Consider the following 16722-nt stretch of genomic DNA (forward strand, 5'->3'; position numbering starts at 1 on the left):
CAGGTGGTGTTTTTGGATGCATGAAGGTGGTAGTGACTGAGCTTGACGTTGGTGATGTCGTTTGGGTGATGCAAAATTATCATTGACAGCTACTTTTTGTTTCTGGCGCAAAATTTTAAAAAGTAAGTGATCGATGCCGCTTGGTTTGTGACGAACTTAGGAATAATTTGTTATGCTTGATGAGTCAGGATCAATGCCATTAACGTGTCGCGATAAACTGGTTCCTAATAAGTCGTGATTAAATGTGGTAAATGGTGCACATTTTTCCAGTTGAAGCAGCGGCGGCGTGGTGTAAGATTCGGTAAGGCTAGAGCAAAGCGGTTGTGTGAAGTGTGAATCCAGCAAGCTGAATTCCTGAATTGATGAAAGGAAGACGGATATGTATCGAGATCTGAATGGTAAGGTTGCAGTCGTGACCGGTGGCTCCAAAGGCATTGGCGCGGGCATTGCAGAACGGTTTGGCAAAGAGCATATGGCCGTTGTGATTAATTATTTAGGTGATCACGAAGGCGCGCGAAAAACAGCCGATACAGTGATCAAAAATGGCGGTCAGGCAGTCAGTATTCATGCGGATGTTTCGACAGAAGCGGGGATAGCGAGTTTGGTTAAAACAGCCGAGTCCGAATTTGGCCGCCTTGATGTCTGGGTCAATAATGCAGGTATGGAAATAAAAGCACCGACGCATGAAGTGTCTCTGGATGACTGGAATAAAGTCATTGCGATTAATCAAACCGGGGTCTTTTTAGGCGCCCGTGCTGCTTTGAATTATTTTCTCGACCATCACCAGCCAGGTAATATTATTAACATCACATCGGTTCATGAACAGATTCCCTGGCCAACGTTTGCCAGCTATACTGCAGCTAAAGGGGCAGTTAAACTTTTCACGGAGACGATTGCGATGGAATACGCTAACCGCAGAATTCGAGTCAACGCTATCGGCCCCGGTGCCATTGAGACGCCGATTAATGCGGAAAAGTTTGCTGATAAGGCGCAGTATGACCAAACCGTCGCCATGATTCCCCAAGGACGGCTGGGTAAACCGGAAGATGTTGCCGCCGGAGCAGCCTGGCTGGCATCGACAGAGTCAAGTTACGTCACCGGCACGACCCTATTTATTGACGGAGGGATGACATTATATCCTGCGTTTAAAGACGGACAGGGCTGATCAATGTTGAGAAGATACAAAAAGTCGCCATCTCGATTATGAAATGGCGTCTTTTTGTTTACGGGTTAGAATTCGCGTTTTTTATACAGCATGGTGCTCAACCACCAAGAGAAGATGAAAGCTGAAATAAAGATTGCCACAATTACTCCGAACCAAGGCTTGAGGGCATCTAAGTCTACTTGGAAGCTTCTTTCAAGAAAGATGGCAATTAAGAGAATGGCAAGTGGAAAATAAGCAGCAAGAGGCGCGCGCTTAAACCCCAAGCCAATCATGAGTGGAAACGATAAGATAATTTGAAAGAGCATGAGCGCAGTACCAAAACAAAGCATCCACCCGAAAGCTTGTGAATCACGGATGGGATTAACGCGAGCCATCCAACCCAGACCAATGATAAGCATGCTGCACGCGTCAATTAAGCCCACTGTCATCAAACCGAACAGATAATGGCCGGCGACAATGGTAGTACGGCGGACCGGTAACATGGTGTAAAGATTCTCCATTCCTTGGCGATCAACACCGACAAAAGGCATCATCAATAAGCCAATGCTAAGACCCGTAATGCCGCCTGCAAGCGGGGTTGCTAAGTCACCGTTCAAGAAAGGGAGAAGCAACAAAACGATACTGATCAAAGTACCAAACCAAAAATACTTCTTACTATTAGTATGAAATACAGCCAGGTCCAAGCCAACAAGTTTGACCAAATCACGCATGTGCACGCCTCCCCTTGCCAAAAGCAATCATCAAGGTTTCCAAATCAACTGTTTCCTGAACAATACTGTCAGGCAGTTGATCGGCTTGATCGGCAGGCCAAATACCGGAGAATCCGACGCGGCTTTGTTGCAATCCGATAATCGTTGCTTGAATGCCCGGGGTTAACTCATTTGGGCCACCTTTAATCATAATATACCGATCAAGCAGGTCACTTAATGGCCCAGTGAAGGTTACTTTCCCTGCTAGCAAGTAAGTGACATAATCGGCCACTTTAGCCAATTCGATAATACTGTGGGTTGAAATCAAAACGCTATGTTGATCGTCGCTGATAAAATCCTGCAAAATGGCAATGAGTTCGTCACGGGCAATCGGATCCAAGCCAGACGTGGGTTCATCTAAGATTAAGAGCTGCGGATGATGGGCTAAAGCCGCGGCCAGTTGCAGCTTGATTTTGGTACCCATTGATAAATCACGATATTTGGTTTTTTCAGGAATCGCAAAATCGTGACATAACTGTTTAAAATAAACCGCATCCCAACTAGGGAAAAAAGGACCGACAAACCGATTCACCGCGGTTGATTGCCATGAGTCTGGATAAACCATCCCATCCAGAACAACACCAAGCTGATCCCGAACCTGTTTTCGAGCTGCAACGGTGGTTTGGCCCAGTAAATTGATGGCACCACTGTCAGGTTGAAGCATGTCGAGAATCGCTTTGATCGTTGTTGTTTTACCTGCGCCATTTGGACCGATGAAACCCATAATATAACCGGCAGGCAGGTGAAAACTGACGTCAGCCAAGTGAAAATCCTCATAGTGTTTGTTGAGGTGCGAAACTGTGAGTAAATCAGTTGTCATGATCGGCTTCTCCTTCTGCTTGCAGTAATGTATCTAACATAGTGTGCAACTCGGCGGGGGTGATTTTGGCCATTTTAGCCGTGTCGATTGCTTGATTCAGGGACGCTTCAATGTCGCGCAGTGCGTTTTCCCGGACCAAAGCGCTATCTTGGCCCAGAACATAGGCGCCTTTACCCTGAACGTTGGTAATGAATCCGGCTGCTTCAAGTTCGTGATAGGCGCGGGTCGTTGTGATCACGCTGATACGTAAATCTTTAGCAAGACTGCGGATAGATGGCAATTGTTCATTCGCCTTTAACTGGCCGGCGAGGATCGCGGTTTTAACCTGGTCTTCGATTTGTTCATAAATCGGTTTGCCCGATTGATTTGAGATGACGATCCGCATGGTTAACCTCATTTCGTGTCATGATTTGACCGGATGACGCTTGCGGGCGGTACGTTGTAATTGTAACGAACGCTTGAACGCTTTGAAAATCCCGCCATCAGAATAGCTTAACACATTCGTCTGATAAAGCTTGACCGTTAGCCAGGTGAACGCGATTAAAAAGATCACATTAATGCCGAATGCTGACCAGCCGGCCGCAGCACTGACTTGGCCTGCTCCCAGTCGTACGGGCATCATCATGGTTGATAAAAATGGCACATAACTGGCGATATTAAGAATAGGCGAGGCGCCATTGGCAACAATGATAGCGCCAAAGTAGCCAACCATTCCCAGCATCACAATCGGTGTGGTAGCCTGGCCGATCTGTTCCTGATTCGCAACCAACGAACCAGTTAAGGCGGCCAAAACGGTATAGGTCAAGGTGCCGACAAAGAAGAACGCAATACTAAACAGAATCATGTTTGGACTCACACTACTCAGGTCAAGATGGCTGATAAGCGTTGACAGGGGATTTTGCGGTAGCTGGCGTAAGGCGACGAGACTGGCTAATCCGACGACAGCATAAATAATGATTTGTGTTGCCATCAACGCCAGAATGCCAAGCAGTTTGCCAAAGAACTGAGCTTGCGGCGTAATCGCAGTTAAAATCGATTCTTCTATCCGTGATCCTTTTTCCGTACCAATTTCCTGCGCCATCATTGAAGCATAACTGATGACAAAGGTGTAAATCAAAATACCGACGATGAAACCAGCAACCGATCCGGACGCTTGGGATTTGGCAGAGCGGGTGACAAGCTTGCCATCATCTACTTTGACACTGGTAGTGGCCAAGGCGGGAGTCGCAAAAAGTTGCTGCAGTTGGGTGGTCGATAGCTGTAGTTGACTGGCAACTTTTTTGGTGTGGGCTTGAGCCAGCACGCCTTGCAGTTGGGTGCGGTTGATGCTTTGTCCATTTGTTCGCTGAATGAGACTTGCCTGTTGAGTCGGCTGACCGGTGACTGTCAAAACTGCATCAAGTTTTTCGGCCGCCAATGCTCGTTTAGCTGCAGCCGTGGTGGCGTAATGCGTATAGCGCTGATCGTTGTCGCTGCTGCTTTTAAACGTTTGAACCAATGCCGGGCTGTCCGAAACCACGCCGATTCGGGTTGTTTGATTGGTTTGATTCATCAACCAGAAAACCGCGCCAAAGATAGCTGCTAATACTAACGGACCCAGGACAATCCACAACCAGGTTTTACTTTTAAGGTTTTTGATGAAGACTTGGCGAAAAATGACATCCATTTTTTCCATGATTAGGCCTCTACTTTCATGCGGAAGATTTCGTCTAAGGATGGTGCTTGTTGACTAAACTCGGGAATGTAGCCTTGGTGTGTGGCAGCGGCGAAAATATCATGGCCAACTTGCGGATCGGTCAGTTTGACTAAGAAGCCGCGAGAACGTGGCGTCACCGTGATCACGCCGGGGAAAGCCTGTAGCTCCTGTTGGGTTAAGGGGGATTGAACATAGAGTCGGGTTTGACCAAACTGTTCGCGAATTTCGTCAAGCTTGCCGGATAAGACAACGGCACCGTTTTTTAGCATGACCAACCGATCGGAAATGGCTTCAACGTTGCGCATGTCGTGGCTCGAATAGATAATTGCGCTGCCTTGATCACGCAACCGGCGAATCCCGACTTCTAGCAGATGGGCATTAACCGGATCCAGACCGGAAAAGGGTTCATCCAAAATAATAAATTGGGGTGTATGAATCATCGCGGCAATCAGTTGAACTTTTTGCTGATTACCTTTTGACAGATCTTTGACGAGGTCGGTGGGCTTGCCTTTGACTTGAAATTGGTCAAGCCATTGATCAAGGACTGCCATGACCGCTGGACGTTTCATGCCGTGAAGTTCAGCGAAGAAACAAATTTGATCCGCGATGGTCATTTTAGGATACAAACCGCGTTCTTCAGGTAAATACCCGATTGTCTCGCGGCTCAGTTTGGCCAATGGTTGCTGGTTCCAAGTAACCGTGCCTTGATCCGGTTGCAGCAAGTTCAGTAACATGCGGAAGGTCGTGGTCTTTCCGGCACCATTTTGACCGATAAGTCCGAGAATTTCTCCGGGTCGAACCGCAAAAGAAACATCGTGAACGGCGGTGGTATTTCCAAAACGCTTGGTAAGGTTGGTGACGTTGAGCATAGCGAACATCTCCTTTGTGTGTTTATACTGTATATGTAATATATGCACAGTATAAACAGCGACTATTGGAATTGCAAGCAGCATTTTGGAAATTTGATGACGATTTGTCAGCTGCGGCGATTTACGGGGGTTGAGCGGCTATCATTTGTGTGAATATAAGGCAACTTTTTTGAACCCAAAAACGCCAGAAGTCAGGCAGCATTTGCTGTAATGACTTCTGGCGCATTCAAAAAGCAGTGATTCAATTGTTAAGGCAGGTTGAAGATCAAAATCGGATTCATTCCGCTTGTTGGGCAACTTGGCTTAATGACATAACATCCCGGACAATCATTAATTCCTCGTTTGTCGGGATAACGAGGGTCTTGACGCGTGCATCCGCTGCCGTAATATCGCCGGCGTTATCGTGAATCTGTAAATTACGCTCAGGATCAATCCGGGCGCCCAGATAGCCAAGCGATTGCATGATGCGGGCACGAATATTGCTACTGTGCTCGCCGATGCCGGCTGTGAAGACAAGCACGTCAACGCCATTCATTAAGGCCGCGTAAGCACCGATATATTTGATAATTCGGTTGACGAAAATATCCAGCGCTAGTTTTGCGCGCGGATGTGTCGGGGCGGCGGCTTCAAGATCACGAACATCGTGGCTAATGCCGGAGATCCCACGCAATCCGGATTCGGTGTTTAAAATGTCAATCATTTGATCAACATCGGTTATGTCTAACTTTTTCATGAGGTAGGCAATCAATGAAACATCCACATCACCGGCGCGGGTTCCCATTGTCACGCCGGATACAGGGGTGAACCCCATTGACGTATCCACGGATTTACCATTTTGGATCGCCGTGATGCTGGAGCCGGCGCCAAGATGCATGACAATCATACGCATGGATTCAAGCGGTTTGCCTAGCATTTTGGCTGCGTGAGCACTGACATACCGAACGCTGGTGCCATGTGCGCCATATTTACGAACGCCGTATTTTTGGTAATATTCATAAGGAATGCTGTAAAGATAATTGACCGGTTTCATAGTCTGATGAAAGGCAGTATCAAAAACCGCCACTTCAAGCGCCCACGGCATCATCTTACGGAAAATATCGATGCAATCGGCTTCGACGGGATTGTGCAGTGGCGCGTAATCCCGCAACGCCCGAATTTGGGCCAACACCCGATTGTCAATGACGATAGGTGCGGAAAATAGTTCTCCACCTGCAACAACGCGATGACCGATGCCGGTAATTTCATCGAGGCGGTTCACCAGACCTAAAGATTGCAAGTGACTGAGCAAATTACTAACAGCTTCCCGATAATTGCGAATCGGAGTGGTACTTTCATAAACCTGATCAGTACCATACTTGATTTTAACCGTCGACTGACGCAGGATATCAGTTGCGCCTTCTGCTACTTGTCTTTCGCTGGGCATGTCAAACAACTTCCATTTAAGTGAGGAGCTGCCGGCATTGATAGAGAGGATTTTTACCATGTTTGATCACTCTTTCACTATTGCTATATCTGTATCATACCACTTAAAAAGCACAATGTTTGTGAAACATTGTGCTAATTGTTAATTTTTAAAAATTAAATGAATTATTATTTTGGCATGATTTCTTGAAATATGCAATGTTGGCGGCGATTCTTTAACAATTTTTGCACTGACAGGCAACCAAAATTGAAGCTGGGATCGCTAAAGAAATCACAAATTAGTTAATGCGTTCGCTGCAAGAGCTGCTGCGTGAGCTTGGTCAAGGCTGCTTTGGTAGGCGATGAAGGCAGTGGGTTCAAAGCTGTAATTGCTCGGTGTGTATAGGTAAACGCAAGCTGATGTGCCTGTGGAAGACCGTGTTTACGAACAATCGCAGCGATTTCATCAGCATTGGCAGCGATTTGTTCGGCTGTTTTCGTTAAAGGCTTCAACTGGTCAGGCACAGTTTGATAGGCGTAGATGAGCGGCAAGGTGACAATGCCATTATTTAAATCCTCAAGCGCCGGTTTATTCAATGTTTTGGCAGTTTGGGTATAATCAAGTAAATCATCAATCATTTGAAAGGCCATTCCGAGCTGCCGGCCAAATCGGTAAGCGGCCTTTTTCTGGGCGGCAGAAAGGTGACCAATCGTTGCGCCTGTATAAGTTGCCAGCGCAAACAAAGCGGCTGTTTTACCGCTGATGGCACTTAAATAAGCATTGACGGTTGGAATGAGCGGTGCGCTGGGGCCGTTTTGATCCACTTCACCCATAAAGATGCGCTTCATGATGCGGGCGTTGGTTCTTAAATCAACGGTTTCGGGATCCTGTTCGCTAAGCAATTGAAAATAGATGGCAAACAGGAAATCACCGGCATAGATGGCTTCACGATTTCCGGACTCGGCAGAAACCGTGGTCATGCCGCGACGAATATCGGCATGATCCAGCACATCATCGTGAACCAGTGTGGCTAGGTGTAGTGCTTCAATCGCAGCACCAGCCGTCACAAGCTCAGCGTTGTCAGGTTCGCCAAAACGCGCTAGCATAAGCATAAGCCCGCTTCGTAACATCTTGCCGCCTGCATTGATTTGTTGCTGAATCAACGTATGCACTTGTGGTTCGCGTAAAGTAGCGACCTGTTCCAGCCGCTGCTGAATCTGTTCGAGTTGGTGATAGACCATGGGGAATCGGTGCCACAGGGGATGAATCATGCATTTTCTCTCTTTCCTAAAGACATATTTACTCTACTGTACCTGATTCTTAAAAGTCAATTGTTGGAGGTTGTTATGTCAATATCTGTATTTCTTGAATTAGTTGAGATTAAGGCGAAAACAGCATCGGTTTTCCCCTTTTTGTTGGGGACGTTGTTTGCCTGGTACCATTATCATACGTTACATATTCCGGAATTGTTGGTTTTCTTTGTTGCCATGCTTTTGTTTAACATGGCGGTTGATGCGAATGACAACTATCAAGATTATCGCCGTTCGGAAAAGACAGAAGCCCTACATTTTCGCGAAAAGACCAATATCATTGGCGTCAATCATCTGAATCCAAGCATGATTGGCTGGATGGTGGTGGTAATGATGGTCACCAGCGCAGTGCTTGGCTTGTGGATGGTAAGCCGTACCGGATGGCCATTGTTGGTGATGGGACTGTTTAGCTTTGCGGTGGGCTATGGCTATGCAGGTGGTCCGCGGCCGATTTCCGCCACACCGTATGGGGAATTCTTCTCGGGATTTACGATGGGGTTTGTCATTTTTCTGATCGCGGTTTATGTCAACGTCTTTAACGTGGTTGACTTTTCGTGGTCATTAATTGCGTCGGTTTATCTGGCAAGTGGGTTGGCACAATGCGCGATTTCGGCGTTGTTACTGGCCAACAACATTGCTGATCAGGATGAAGATGAGACGCTTAAACGGCGCACAATTGTCCATTATCTCGGACGTCAGCGCAGTATTGTTTTCTTTTATAGTTTGTATACGGCAGGCTTCTTGATGCTGATTATTTCGGTATTACTCGGCCTGTTGCCAAAATTGACGCTGCTGACATTGATCACCGTGCCGCTGGTCGTCAAAAATGCGCGTGGATTTGCTGCTAATCCGGTTAAAAAGCTGACGTTTCCGAACGCCATCAAAAATCTATTCGTCACCACTTTAGCGCAGGTAGTCTTTTTGGCGCTTGGGGTGTGGCTCAATTTCTAAGCGGTAAAGCGTACGTGTGAGGAGGTTAAGCAGGCCATGACAATTCGTCCTTTTGTTAAAAAAGATTTGGGTCATTTTATTGATGCGGTGACACCATTATTGTCGCCTTCAGCCTTGAATTTCGCCTTGATTACCGATACTCATGACAAAGCCAAATTCTCGTCGACTTATTATGGCCCGACTGGATTTTGGCATGTCCGTGAGCAGCAGTGGTTGAGCACCCGGATGCCACTTGACTTGCGGGTTCATCTTGGCGACATGGTTGATGGCTCGGAATTGCCATGGCTAACCAAAATGCGCTTGCGCAATATCATGGCTGATTATCGGCGAGGTGCGGTGCCATTTCTGGTTACTAAAGGCAATCACGATGACAATGATAAATTCGCCGAAAAGCGGCCCGGTCACAAAGGCAGCTTCTTGCCGGATGTTAATCGTCAGCTGATATTTGCGACAGATGCCGCGCAGCCTGATGTTGCGGTTTCGCGTGAAGGCTTATTGGTGCGGGACTATCCGGGATTACGCGTGATCGTTTTAAATACGGCTGATGTACCGTTACATGCCGGACATAAAGTTTACGATGTCAAGAAGACTTTAGCGGTTTCGTTTGCGCAGTTACGCGACTTTGCTTTAGCGTTAAAAGGCGCGTTGAACCGTGATGTGTTAATCATGAGTCACGCGCCGGCGATGAATCAAAAAGGCCAACCAGCCTTAAAGTTTAACGGTCGGGCCGTCCATGAGTTGTTGCGTGCATTTAATTTGCATGCCAGTGGGGTGTTGAATACAGGTAAAACGCCTGAATTTGGCGGACAGTTAAGGTTTGATTTCACCCAAAACACGGGTCGGATCATTGCGTATCTCGCCGGACACTACCACTTGGAAGCGGACTATCAGGTGAATGGTATTCATTACAGCCTACAAAATACCAGTGCACTGATGGGTCGCCATCACGGATTGACGACTAAATTTAATCGCCGGTTTGATCGACATTTTGGTACTCCTAGCGAATATGCCGGATATGTTGTCAGTGTTGACATTGATCGTCGGCGTTTAAGTCTCTATGGCTATGGCGCAGCAAGCCGGGTTCGCCGGTTTGCTTTTTGACGGTTTAAAAATTTTTTTGTAAAAAAGCAGGTCATAGGGCTTGCCAAGATAGCGCTTACATGATACACTTTATTTGAAGTTAAGGAAGAACATCAAGGTCGATGCAGGAACCAAGAATCACGATCCTTCGTTCAGTAACAAGCAAACGAACTGGCTCGAAAGTGTGTGTCGCAAAGCACGAGTAAAACGAATAGAGCGTTGGTGCAGTAAGTATCTGCGCCACCTATCGTCAGATTCATGTTCCATGAGATCTAAAGATGAACACACATGGAGGTATGAGGCTAATAACAAGACTCAGTAATCCAAACGGGACAATGAGCTTCCCATAGATGTTCAATCGGGTGTGTCATAGAACCACCAAACAACGCCAAGTTATCTGGCAACATCATTTCAACACTCGTCGTTCCGTACAAGTGAATAAGATTTTTGTAGAGGTGTCGCAGTATTAGGTTTATTGAAGAGGGTTTTACAATTAGTACCAGTCAATGTAACAACATGACTGCATCGGTCAAATCCTTAACTTAGGAGATCCAAGTTCGACTGTAGGAACTTGGGTCTCTATTTTTTTGCCGTTTTTGGTGGTGGTAGGATTGACCATTTTTTGCTGACTTTTGATCAGCTCAACAATTAATGCGATCAAGGCTACGATAAACGTATCGAAAGCCAGCACTAATTGTAAGCGTCCGCAACGGACACTTAGGCTACTCCTTTCGTTAGGAATTACGGGCTTTGAAGGTTAACGCCATAAGCACCACTTCCGATCGGAAATAGCCACCGCTTTCACTTCTCTACTTGATCCATTGTACAGGGAATACAATTGTTTTAGAAACATATTTTTAAATCAGTAGTGTATTTCATTTTAACTGGGGTTATGCTAATGACACAGGACGTCCAAGTAAAAAAATGGAGTACAGAAAAGTGCATATTGAATATATGAAAGAAACAAACGTTGCCTATTTTAGACGAATGGGCCCTTATGGTAGTGAAAATGGAAAATTAATGCATTCCTTTAAACAATGGGTTAAGGCAGAAGGTCTATTCGAAGGATCAACTATTCTAGGTATAGCTTTAGATAATCCGCAGAATGTTCCTGATGCGAATTGTAGATATGATGTTTGTTTAATTATTAATAAGGAACATTTGAAGAATAACCGTATTAAGCAAAGGCCTTTACCTTCCATAAAGTACGCTATTTTTAAAATACCTCATACCGAAATAGCAATTAATGAATTTTATAAAAAGTTGAACCAGATTATCTGCGAAAAACAACTTAAGGTGCTTAATAAGCCAATTATTGAACGATATAAACAGAAATTAGTCAGTTTGGGATTCTGTGAGATACTAATCCCAATAGAATAGAGACTCCATTATTATGAAACAAGCAGTTTTTGTGATGTTGAATGACTATGCTGATTGGGAGACGCTTACCTTTCAAGTACATTAAATCAAGCCCCTAGTCAGGAAGTTAAAACTGCTTCCATTAAGCAAGAGGTAGTTTCAATTGGTGGTTTTAGAACCACAGTAGACTATAAATCGGAAAATACCGGCTAATTGTGAGCTATTAATATTGATTGGTGGAAATTCATAGCAAATTAAAAACAGTGTACTAAAACAGCTAATCCAAGATTAGCTAACGAATAACAAGTTCGTGGGTGCGATCTGTAGTGCCGTGGACTATCTCGCTAAAAATGGATTACTTACTAACTTCAAACATACTGGTAACGCACAATATCTGTGGAAAGACTTTGACCAGTATCAAAACAAATCAGACTTCTTTCAAGAAAAAACAGTACGCGATCATAATTTAGTTACTGCTAATGGTGCTGCGCCGCTAGAATTTACAAAGCAAGTTTTGAAAATGATTAAGTTTAAAAATAGTGAGCAAATAGACAAGAATATTTATTTATGCGAATTTGGGTTTTATCAATTTTGCAAAAAAGTATGGCAATCGATTTTGTTGATTAAACTATATCGCTTATCTTGTTTAGGGGGATTAACCTTGAAAATTACGTGTATATTTTGGGTGGGGAAAAAATCTAGCTTAGAACATGTTATTCCTGAAGCTATTGGCATTAATAGTTTTACTACGAATACAGTTTGTGCAGACTATGATGGTGCTCTTGGTGCAACAATTGAAATAAAAAGAGAGATTCTAGAGTTAGAAGGGTGCAAGTGGAATATGCCACAAGTGTTAAGACTTGGAAAAGATTCGAATGGTAACACCATAATATTAGACAAAGATCCAGGTCCTAAATATATTCCTAAAGTAACTGAAAAGGATAATGGCTTTTCAGTTATGGCGAATTCTAAAAAAGAAACAGCTCAGATAATTAAAAAAGGTAAGGAGGCAGCATGTTCCACAGAAGCTTATAGATAAAGCCTTGAAAAAAATTAAAAATACGGAAGTTGAAGAAAGTTGACTAAAGATTAATTTTAGATACAACTACAATGTATTAAATTTTAAATTAGCGTTTTTGAAAATTGCTTTTGAATATATATTACGGTGATACTTGTAAACAAGATTCCATTGGAAACCGTCTAAAAAACATTCTTAATCAATTTGAATCTGGCAGCATGGCAAACTATTCTAACTATCTGATAGACGTTCCAAGTCAAATATCTACTCCATTTAAGAATGCTTTAAAAAGAGGCAATCAAACTATCCATGAAAAATTGCCTGTGATTGATCCTAATAACAGGCTCTTTATCTCTATCTTGCTAGTCAATGGTGAATTTTCATATTCCATCTTAGTTTCAAATCATGGTGATACTTATCCTAGCGTGTTGGGTAAAAGAAAATCAATATTGATAATTAAATGGCGTTAACCGTGTCGTGTGCTTATTTGGAGGCCACATAAAAAAGGTGATGGTGCCGACTTTGAGGGTGTAGTCGCTTTGCTCTGAAACGCGTTCACAGTCGCAGAAATCTGCGTGTAAGGACCTCAGCCGCAATGGCCAAAGCCCGGCCATTGCGGCTGAGGCCACTTACACTCCGATTTCTAAGCGCTCCTGTTCACGCTCTGCTCTGAAACGCGTTCGCCAGCCCAGAAACCTGCACATAAGGACCTTGAGCGCAATGGCCAAGCCCGGGCCATCACGCTCAAGGACACTTATGCTCCGGTTTCTAACCGGGCTGGCTCACGCTCTTTGATTGACTTGCGTTGTCAAATCTTTATACTGAAACAAGTAATGATCGTCATTCACGCGAAAAGGGGTTAACTGTATGTGCGGAATCATCGCGTTTGCGGACAAGACAATTTTGAACAAGAAACCAGTTATTAATAACATGATGGATATGATCAAACACCGGGGGCCGAATTCGAGTGGCGAATATATCAATGATGATGTTGCGCTTGGATTTCGTCGGTTGTCGATCATTGACTTAAAGGGTGGTTCGCAGCCGATTCTGAACGAAGACGGTACTGTTGCGATTATCTTTAATGGGGAAATCTATAATTTTCAGAGCATTCGCAAAGATTTGATTGCTGCCGGACATGTGTTTAAGACCCATTCCGACACCGAGGTGCTGCTTCATGGTTACGAAGAGTATGGCATTGAAGAACTGTTGAAAAAGATTCGCGGCATGTTTGCTTTCCTGATTTGGGATGACAACAAGAAAGAAATGTTTGGTGCGCGCGACTTCTTTGGAATTAAGCCGATGTATTACTACCACGATGGCGACACGTTCATCGTCGGTAGTGAAATCAAGGCCTTTTTGAAACATCCTAAGTTTAAGAAGCAACTGAACAAAGAAGCGCTCAAACCGTATTTGACCTTCCAGTACTCTGCGTTGGACGAAACTTTCTTCAAAGGCGTTTATCGCATTCCGGAAGGTCATTACTTCACGTTGAAGGATAATGAACTCACGATTAAGAAGTACTGGGATATGGACTTCAAGGCGAACAATCTGAGTTTTGAAGATACGGTTGCTGCCATTGACAAGAGTGTGTCCGAATCAGTTGATGCCCACCGGATTTCCGATGTTGAAGTCGGCTCCTTGCTTTCTTCAGGGGTGGATTCGTCATATATTACCGCGCTGTTGCGGCCAGAGCACACTTTCTCCATCGGTTTTGACAACAAGAAGTATCATGAAGGGGTCGCTGCGAAAGAACTCAGTGACAAATTGGGCTTAGATAACACTAGTGATATCGTGACGGAAAAAGAGGCATTGGATAACTTCCCATTGATTCAATATCATTTGGACGAGCCGGATTCCAATCCTTCCTGCGTGCCGTTATACTTCCTGACAAGACTGGCTCACAAAGATGTGACGGTTATTTTGTCTGGTGAAGGGGCGGACGAACTTTTTGCCGGGTATGCCAACTATGGCTTTCATACCCGCAGCCATGCGATTCGGGTCTTCGCGGACGGTTTGCGTAAGTTACCGCGCGGCGTGAAGTACCGCATTGCCCATGGGTTGAAGAAGATGCCGAACTTCCACGGACGGCTGCATCTGTATGAATCCACGGCCCCGGCGGAAGAGTTCTTCATTGGTGAGGCCTTAGTTTTCCATGAAGGCCAGGCCGATGAGATCTTGCAGCCGGACTTCCGCCAGAGTAAGAGCGTTCGTGATATCGTAACGGAATCGTACAAAAAGGTGCGCCATTACGATGATGAAGTCAAGAAGATGCAGTACCTTGATATTCACCAGTTCATGCCTAAGGATATTTTGCTGAAGGCCGACAAGCTGTCAATGGCCAACTCTATGGAACTGCGGGTACCGTTTTTGGATAAGGAAGTTGCCAAAGTGGCGGCTGGTATTCCAACCAAATATCTGATCAACTCGCACAATTCTAAGTACGCCTTGCGTGAAGCTGCCAACCGTCACTTGCCAGAAGAATGGGCGAGTCGCGAAAAACTCGGCTTCCCGGTTCCGGTCAAACAGTGGCTTGAAGATGAACCTTTTTATAAAAAGGTTCGCGAAACATTTGAGCAAGACTGGGTTAAAGAGTTCTTTGATCAAGACGCAATTTTGGATATTCTCGATAAGACTTACCGCAAAGAGCGCAATGATCGCCGCAAAGTTTGGACGATTTATACCTTCTTAGTTTGGTATAAGGTTTATTTCATTGATGATGAGATTCCGCATTATGTGGCGGATTCAAACAAAGAAAAGCTCGAAGCCTAGTCGATTTTGAACCTAAACAAGCACAAGCTGCAGCCAGAACTCATTCTGTCTGTGGCTTGTGCTTTTTAAGTGTTAGTCAGTTCTCTGCGCTGGCAAGTGTGGTGGGAGCTCATCATCTAGACATATTTTTGGGTAAGTTGGGTTTGACCTGAATGCAACAGTACAGCACTGGAAAGTCACTTTGGAGGACTTGCTCGGCACTTTTGCAGATGCGGTAGGATTTGGCGAGGCTATCACCGGCTGGGAGCACGATTTCGGCTTCGACAATAATATTGCTGCCAGCATACCGACCATCAACGAAGCTGACCGCGAGTATCCCACTAACAGTTTGCAGCTTGTCCACAAGTTGGGTGCGGAGGGCAGGATTGAACCCGTTGGAGAGCTTTTCGGCGCTGGTGCTGAGAATTCGGCTGCCGTTCCAGATCAAGAATAGCCCGATCAAAACAGCTGCCAGTGGATCAATCCAGTGGATGTGCCAATAGGAAGCACCGAGAATGGCGATCATGGTGCCAGTTGAAGTCAAGGCATCGCCGAGAAAATCTTTGGCCGATGCCGCGAGTGAACTACTTTGTGTATGTTGGCCAATGAGGTGGTTGAACCAACAAAGGATTAGCATTGACACCGCTGAAATGGCAGCCATGATAGCGGCTTGGCCTTTGAGTGGCGCAGCGGCGTGTCCGGATAGTAAGGCCAAAGTTGCGCCCAGACCTTCCCAGATGGTGATCAGGCCGATAAGAAACATACCCAAGCCGGCTAGAAAAACGGCAAGATTCTCAAATTGCCAGTGACCTTCAAGATGAAATGTATCAGAAGGGCGGGTGGCAAACGATAGTCCGACAATCAAAGCAGAGACGGTGACAATGCCAGTCAAATTATTTTGACCATCGGCGGTTAACGCAACGGCATGATCCTTCGCGCCGAACCATAGCTCAATGGCGGCAATCACAGTGTAGACGATGAGATTCATAACCAGCATACGCCGGGCCTGACGAATCTTCTCATGACCGTGTTGTTCAATTAAGGCTGAGATACTGAGCGAATTGTTGCTTTTTAACATCGCAAACACCTTCTTTAGTGAGCGTGAGCCAGCCCGGTTAGAAATCGGAGTGTAAGTGGCCTTGGGCGTGATGGCCGGGCTTTGGCCATTGCGCCCAAGGTCCTTACACGCAGATTTCTGGGCTGGCGAACGCGTTTATCGTAAGCGCGAGCCAGCGCGGTTAGAGACCGGAGTGTAAGTGGCCTTGGGCGTGATGGCCCGGTTTTGGCCATTGCGTTCGAGGTCCTTACACGCAGGCTTTTGCGCCGGGGAGCGCGTTAAGCATCTTCAGTAGCATCAATTTCGATGAAGCTTTGATGCAAGCCGATCTGAAAACGGAAGAGCATAAGAAGATTAAATAGTCCGATTAAGCCGATCATGATCGCCATGTCGGTGCCAATCGCTTGATGTGTTGCAATTAAGCTTCTTAAAGCGTCAATGAGATAGGTCATCGGCAGCCATTCATTAATCGCTTTTGCAAAGCCATTGACTAAA

The 16722-nt window shown here is 45.4% G+C and carries 16 protein-coding genes and 1 pseudogene; 7 read left to right on the top strand and 10 right to left on the bottom strand.

Translation table 11 applies throughout. The features are described from left to right. The first annotated feature begins 379 nt into the window (after positions 1-379). Positions 380-1165, top strand: coding sequence for an SDR family oxidoreductase (locus ACWP87_RS05380; RefSeq protein ID WP_014569965.1), 786 nt, complete (start codon positions 380-382; stop codon positions 1163-1165). A gap of 65 nt (positions 1166-1230) precedes the next feature. Here ACWP87_RS05380 and ACWP87_RS05385 read toward each other — a convergent pair whose 3' ends face one another. The 7 genes from ACWP87_RS05385 to ACWP87_RS05415 all read right to left on the bottom strand — a co-directional run bounded on the left by ACWP87_RS05385 (position 1231) and on the right by ACWP87_RS05415 (position 7972). Then, complete coding sequence (locus tag ACWP87_RS05385) at positions 1231-1875, bottom strand: ABC-2 transporter permease (protein WP_014569964.1); 645 nt, start codon at positions 1873-1875, stop codon at positions 1231-1233. Continuing rightward, a complete protein-coding gene (locus ACWP87_RS05390; protein WP_014569963.1) occupies positions 1868-2734 on the bottom strand; it encodes an ABC transporter ATP-binding protein in 867 nt (288 codons plus the stop codon). Before ACWP87_RS05390 ends, ACWP87_RS05385 begins: the two co-directional genes overlap by 8 nt. Further along, positions 2724-3119, bottom strand: a complete 396-nt coding sequence (locus ACWP87_RS05395; protein WP_005713168.1) for a GntR family transcriptional regulator — start codon at positions 3117-3119, stop codon at positions 2724-2726. The genes ACWP87_RS05390 and ACWP87_RS05395 overlap by 11 nt, the downstream gene beginning before the upstream one ends. A gap of 18 nt (positions 3120-3137) precedes the next feature. Further along, positions 3138-4409, bottom strand: coding sequence for an ABC transporter permease (locus ACWP87_RS05400; protein WP_014569962.1), 1272 nt, complete (start codon positions 4407-4409; stop codon positions 3138-3140). Positions 4410-4411: 2 nt separating this feature from the next. After that, complete coding sequence (locus ACWP87_RS05405; RefSeq protein WP_014569961.1) at positions 4412-5299, bottom strand: ABC transporter ATP-binding protein; 888 nt, start codon at positions 5297-5299, stop codon at positions 4412-4414. A gap of 277 nt (positions 5300-5576) precedes the next feature. Beyond that, a complete protein-coding gene (locus ACWP87_RS05410) occupies positions 5577-6782 on the bottom strand; it encodes an acetate kinase (RefSeq protein WP_005692564.1) in 1206 nt (401 codons plus the stop codon). A 221-nt stretch (positions 6783-7003) separates the two neighbouring features. Next, complete coding sequence (locus tag ACWP87_RS05415) at positions 7004-7972, bottom strand: polyprenyl synthetase family protein (protein WP_015765026.1); 969 nt, start codon at positions 7970-7972, stop codon at positions 7004-7006. 75 nt (positions 7973-8047) lie between these two features. Here ACWP87_RS05415 and ACWP87_RS05420 point away from each other — a divergent pair, with 75 nt between their 5' ends. Both ACWP87_RS05420 and ACWP87_RS05425 read left to right on the top strand, forming a co-directional pair. After that, positions 8048-8962: a 1,4-dihydroxy-2-naphthoate polyprenyltransferase gene (locus ACWP87_RS05420; RefSeq protein WP_014569958.1), complete on the top strand. Its 915-nt coding sequence runs from the start codon at positions 8048-8050 to the stop codon at positions 8960-8962. Positions 8963-8998: 36 nt separating this feature from the next. Next, positions 8999-10063 carry a metallophosphoesterase family protein gene (locus ACWP87_RS05425; RefSeq protein WP_014569957.1) on the top strand — a complete coding sequence of 355 codons (1065 nt, stop codon included), beginning with the start codon at positions 8999-9001 and terminating at the stop codon, positions 10061-10063. Between the two features lie 508 nt (positions 10064-10571). Here the strand turns inward: ACWP87_RS05425 and ACWP87_RS05430 are convergent. Continuing rightward, positions 10572-10733 carry a putative holin-like toxin gene (locus ACWP87_RS05430; protein WP_014569956.1) on the bottom strand — a complete coding sequence of 54 codons (162 nt, stop codon included), beginning with the start codon at positions 10731-10733 and terminating at the stop codon, positions 10572-10574. A 248-nt stretch (positions 10734-10981) separates the two neighbouring features. Here ACWP87_RS05430 and ACWP87_RS05435 point away from each other — a divergent pair, with 248 nt between their 5' ends. From ACWP87_RS05435 to asnB, 4 genes are all read left to right on the top strand, one after another. Then, a complete protein-coding gene (locus ACWP87_RS05435; RefSeq protein ID WP_014569955.1) occupies positions 10982-11422 on the top strand; it encodes an AraC family transcriptional regulator in 441 nt (146 codons plus the stop codon). 310 nt (positions 11423-11732) lie between these two features. Further along, positions 11733-12440, top strand: coding sequence for a type 1 glutamine amidotransferase family protein (locus ACWP87_RS05440; RefSeq protein ID WP_014569954.1), 708 nt, complete (start codon positions 11733-11735; stop codon positions 12438-12440). A 197-nt stretch (positions 12441-12637) separates the two neighbouring features. Beyond that, the gene (locus ACWP87_RS05445) at positions 12638-12889 is read left to right on the top strand and encodes a hypothetical protein (RefSeq protein ID WP_129336021.1); all 252 of its coding nucleotides are present in this window, start codon (positions 12638-12640) and stop codon (positions 12887-12889) included. 397 nt (positions 12890-13286) lie between these two features. Next, complete coding sequence (gene asnB, locus ACWP87_RS05450; RefSeq protein ID WP_014569952.1) at positions 13287-15191, top strand: asparagine synthase (glutamine-hydrolyzing); 1905 nt, start codon at positions 13287-13289, stop codon at positions 15189-15191. Between the two features lie 112 nt (positions 15192-15303). Here the strand turns inward: asnB and ACWP87_RS05455 are convergent, their stop codons facing one another. Further along, positions 15304-16248, bottom strand: coding sequence for a cation diffusion facilitator family transporter (locus tag ACWP87_RS05455; protein ID WP_014569951.1), 945 nt, complete (start codon positions 16246-16248; stop codon positions 15304-15306). Between the two features lie 257 nt (positions 16249-16505). Beyond that, positions 16506-16722, bottom strand: a pseudogene (locus ACWP87_RS05460) (YhgE/Pip family protein); the annotation flags it as partial.

Source organism: Lacticaseibacillus sp. 22, from assembly GCF_055413445.1.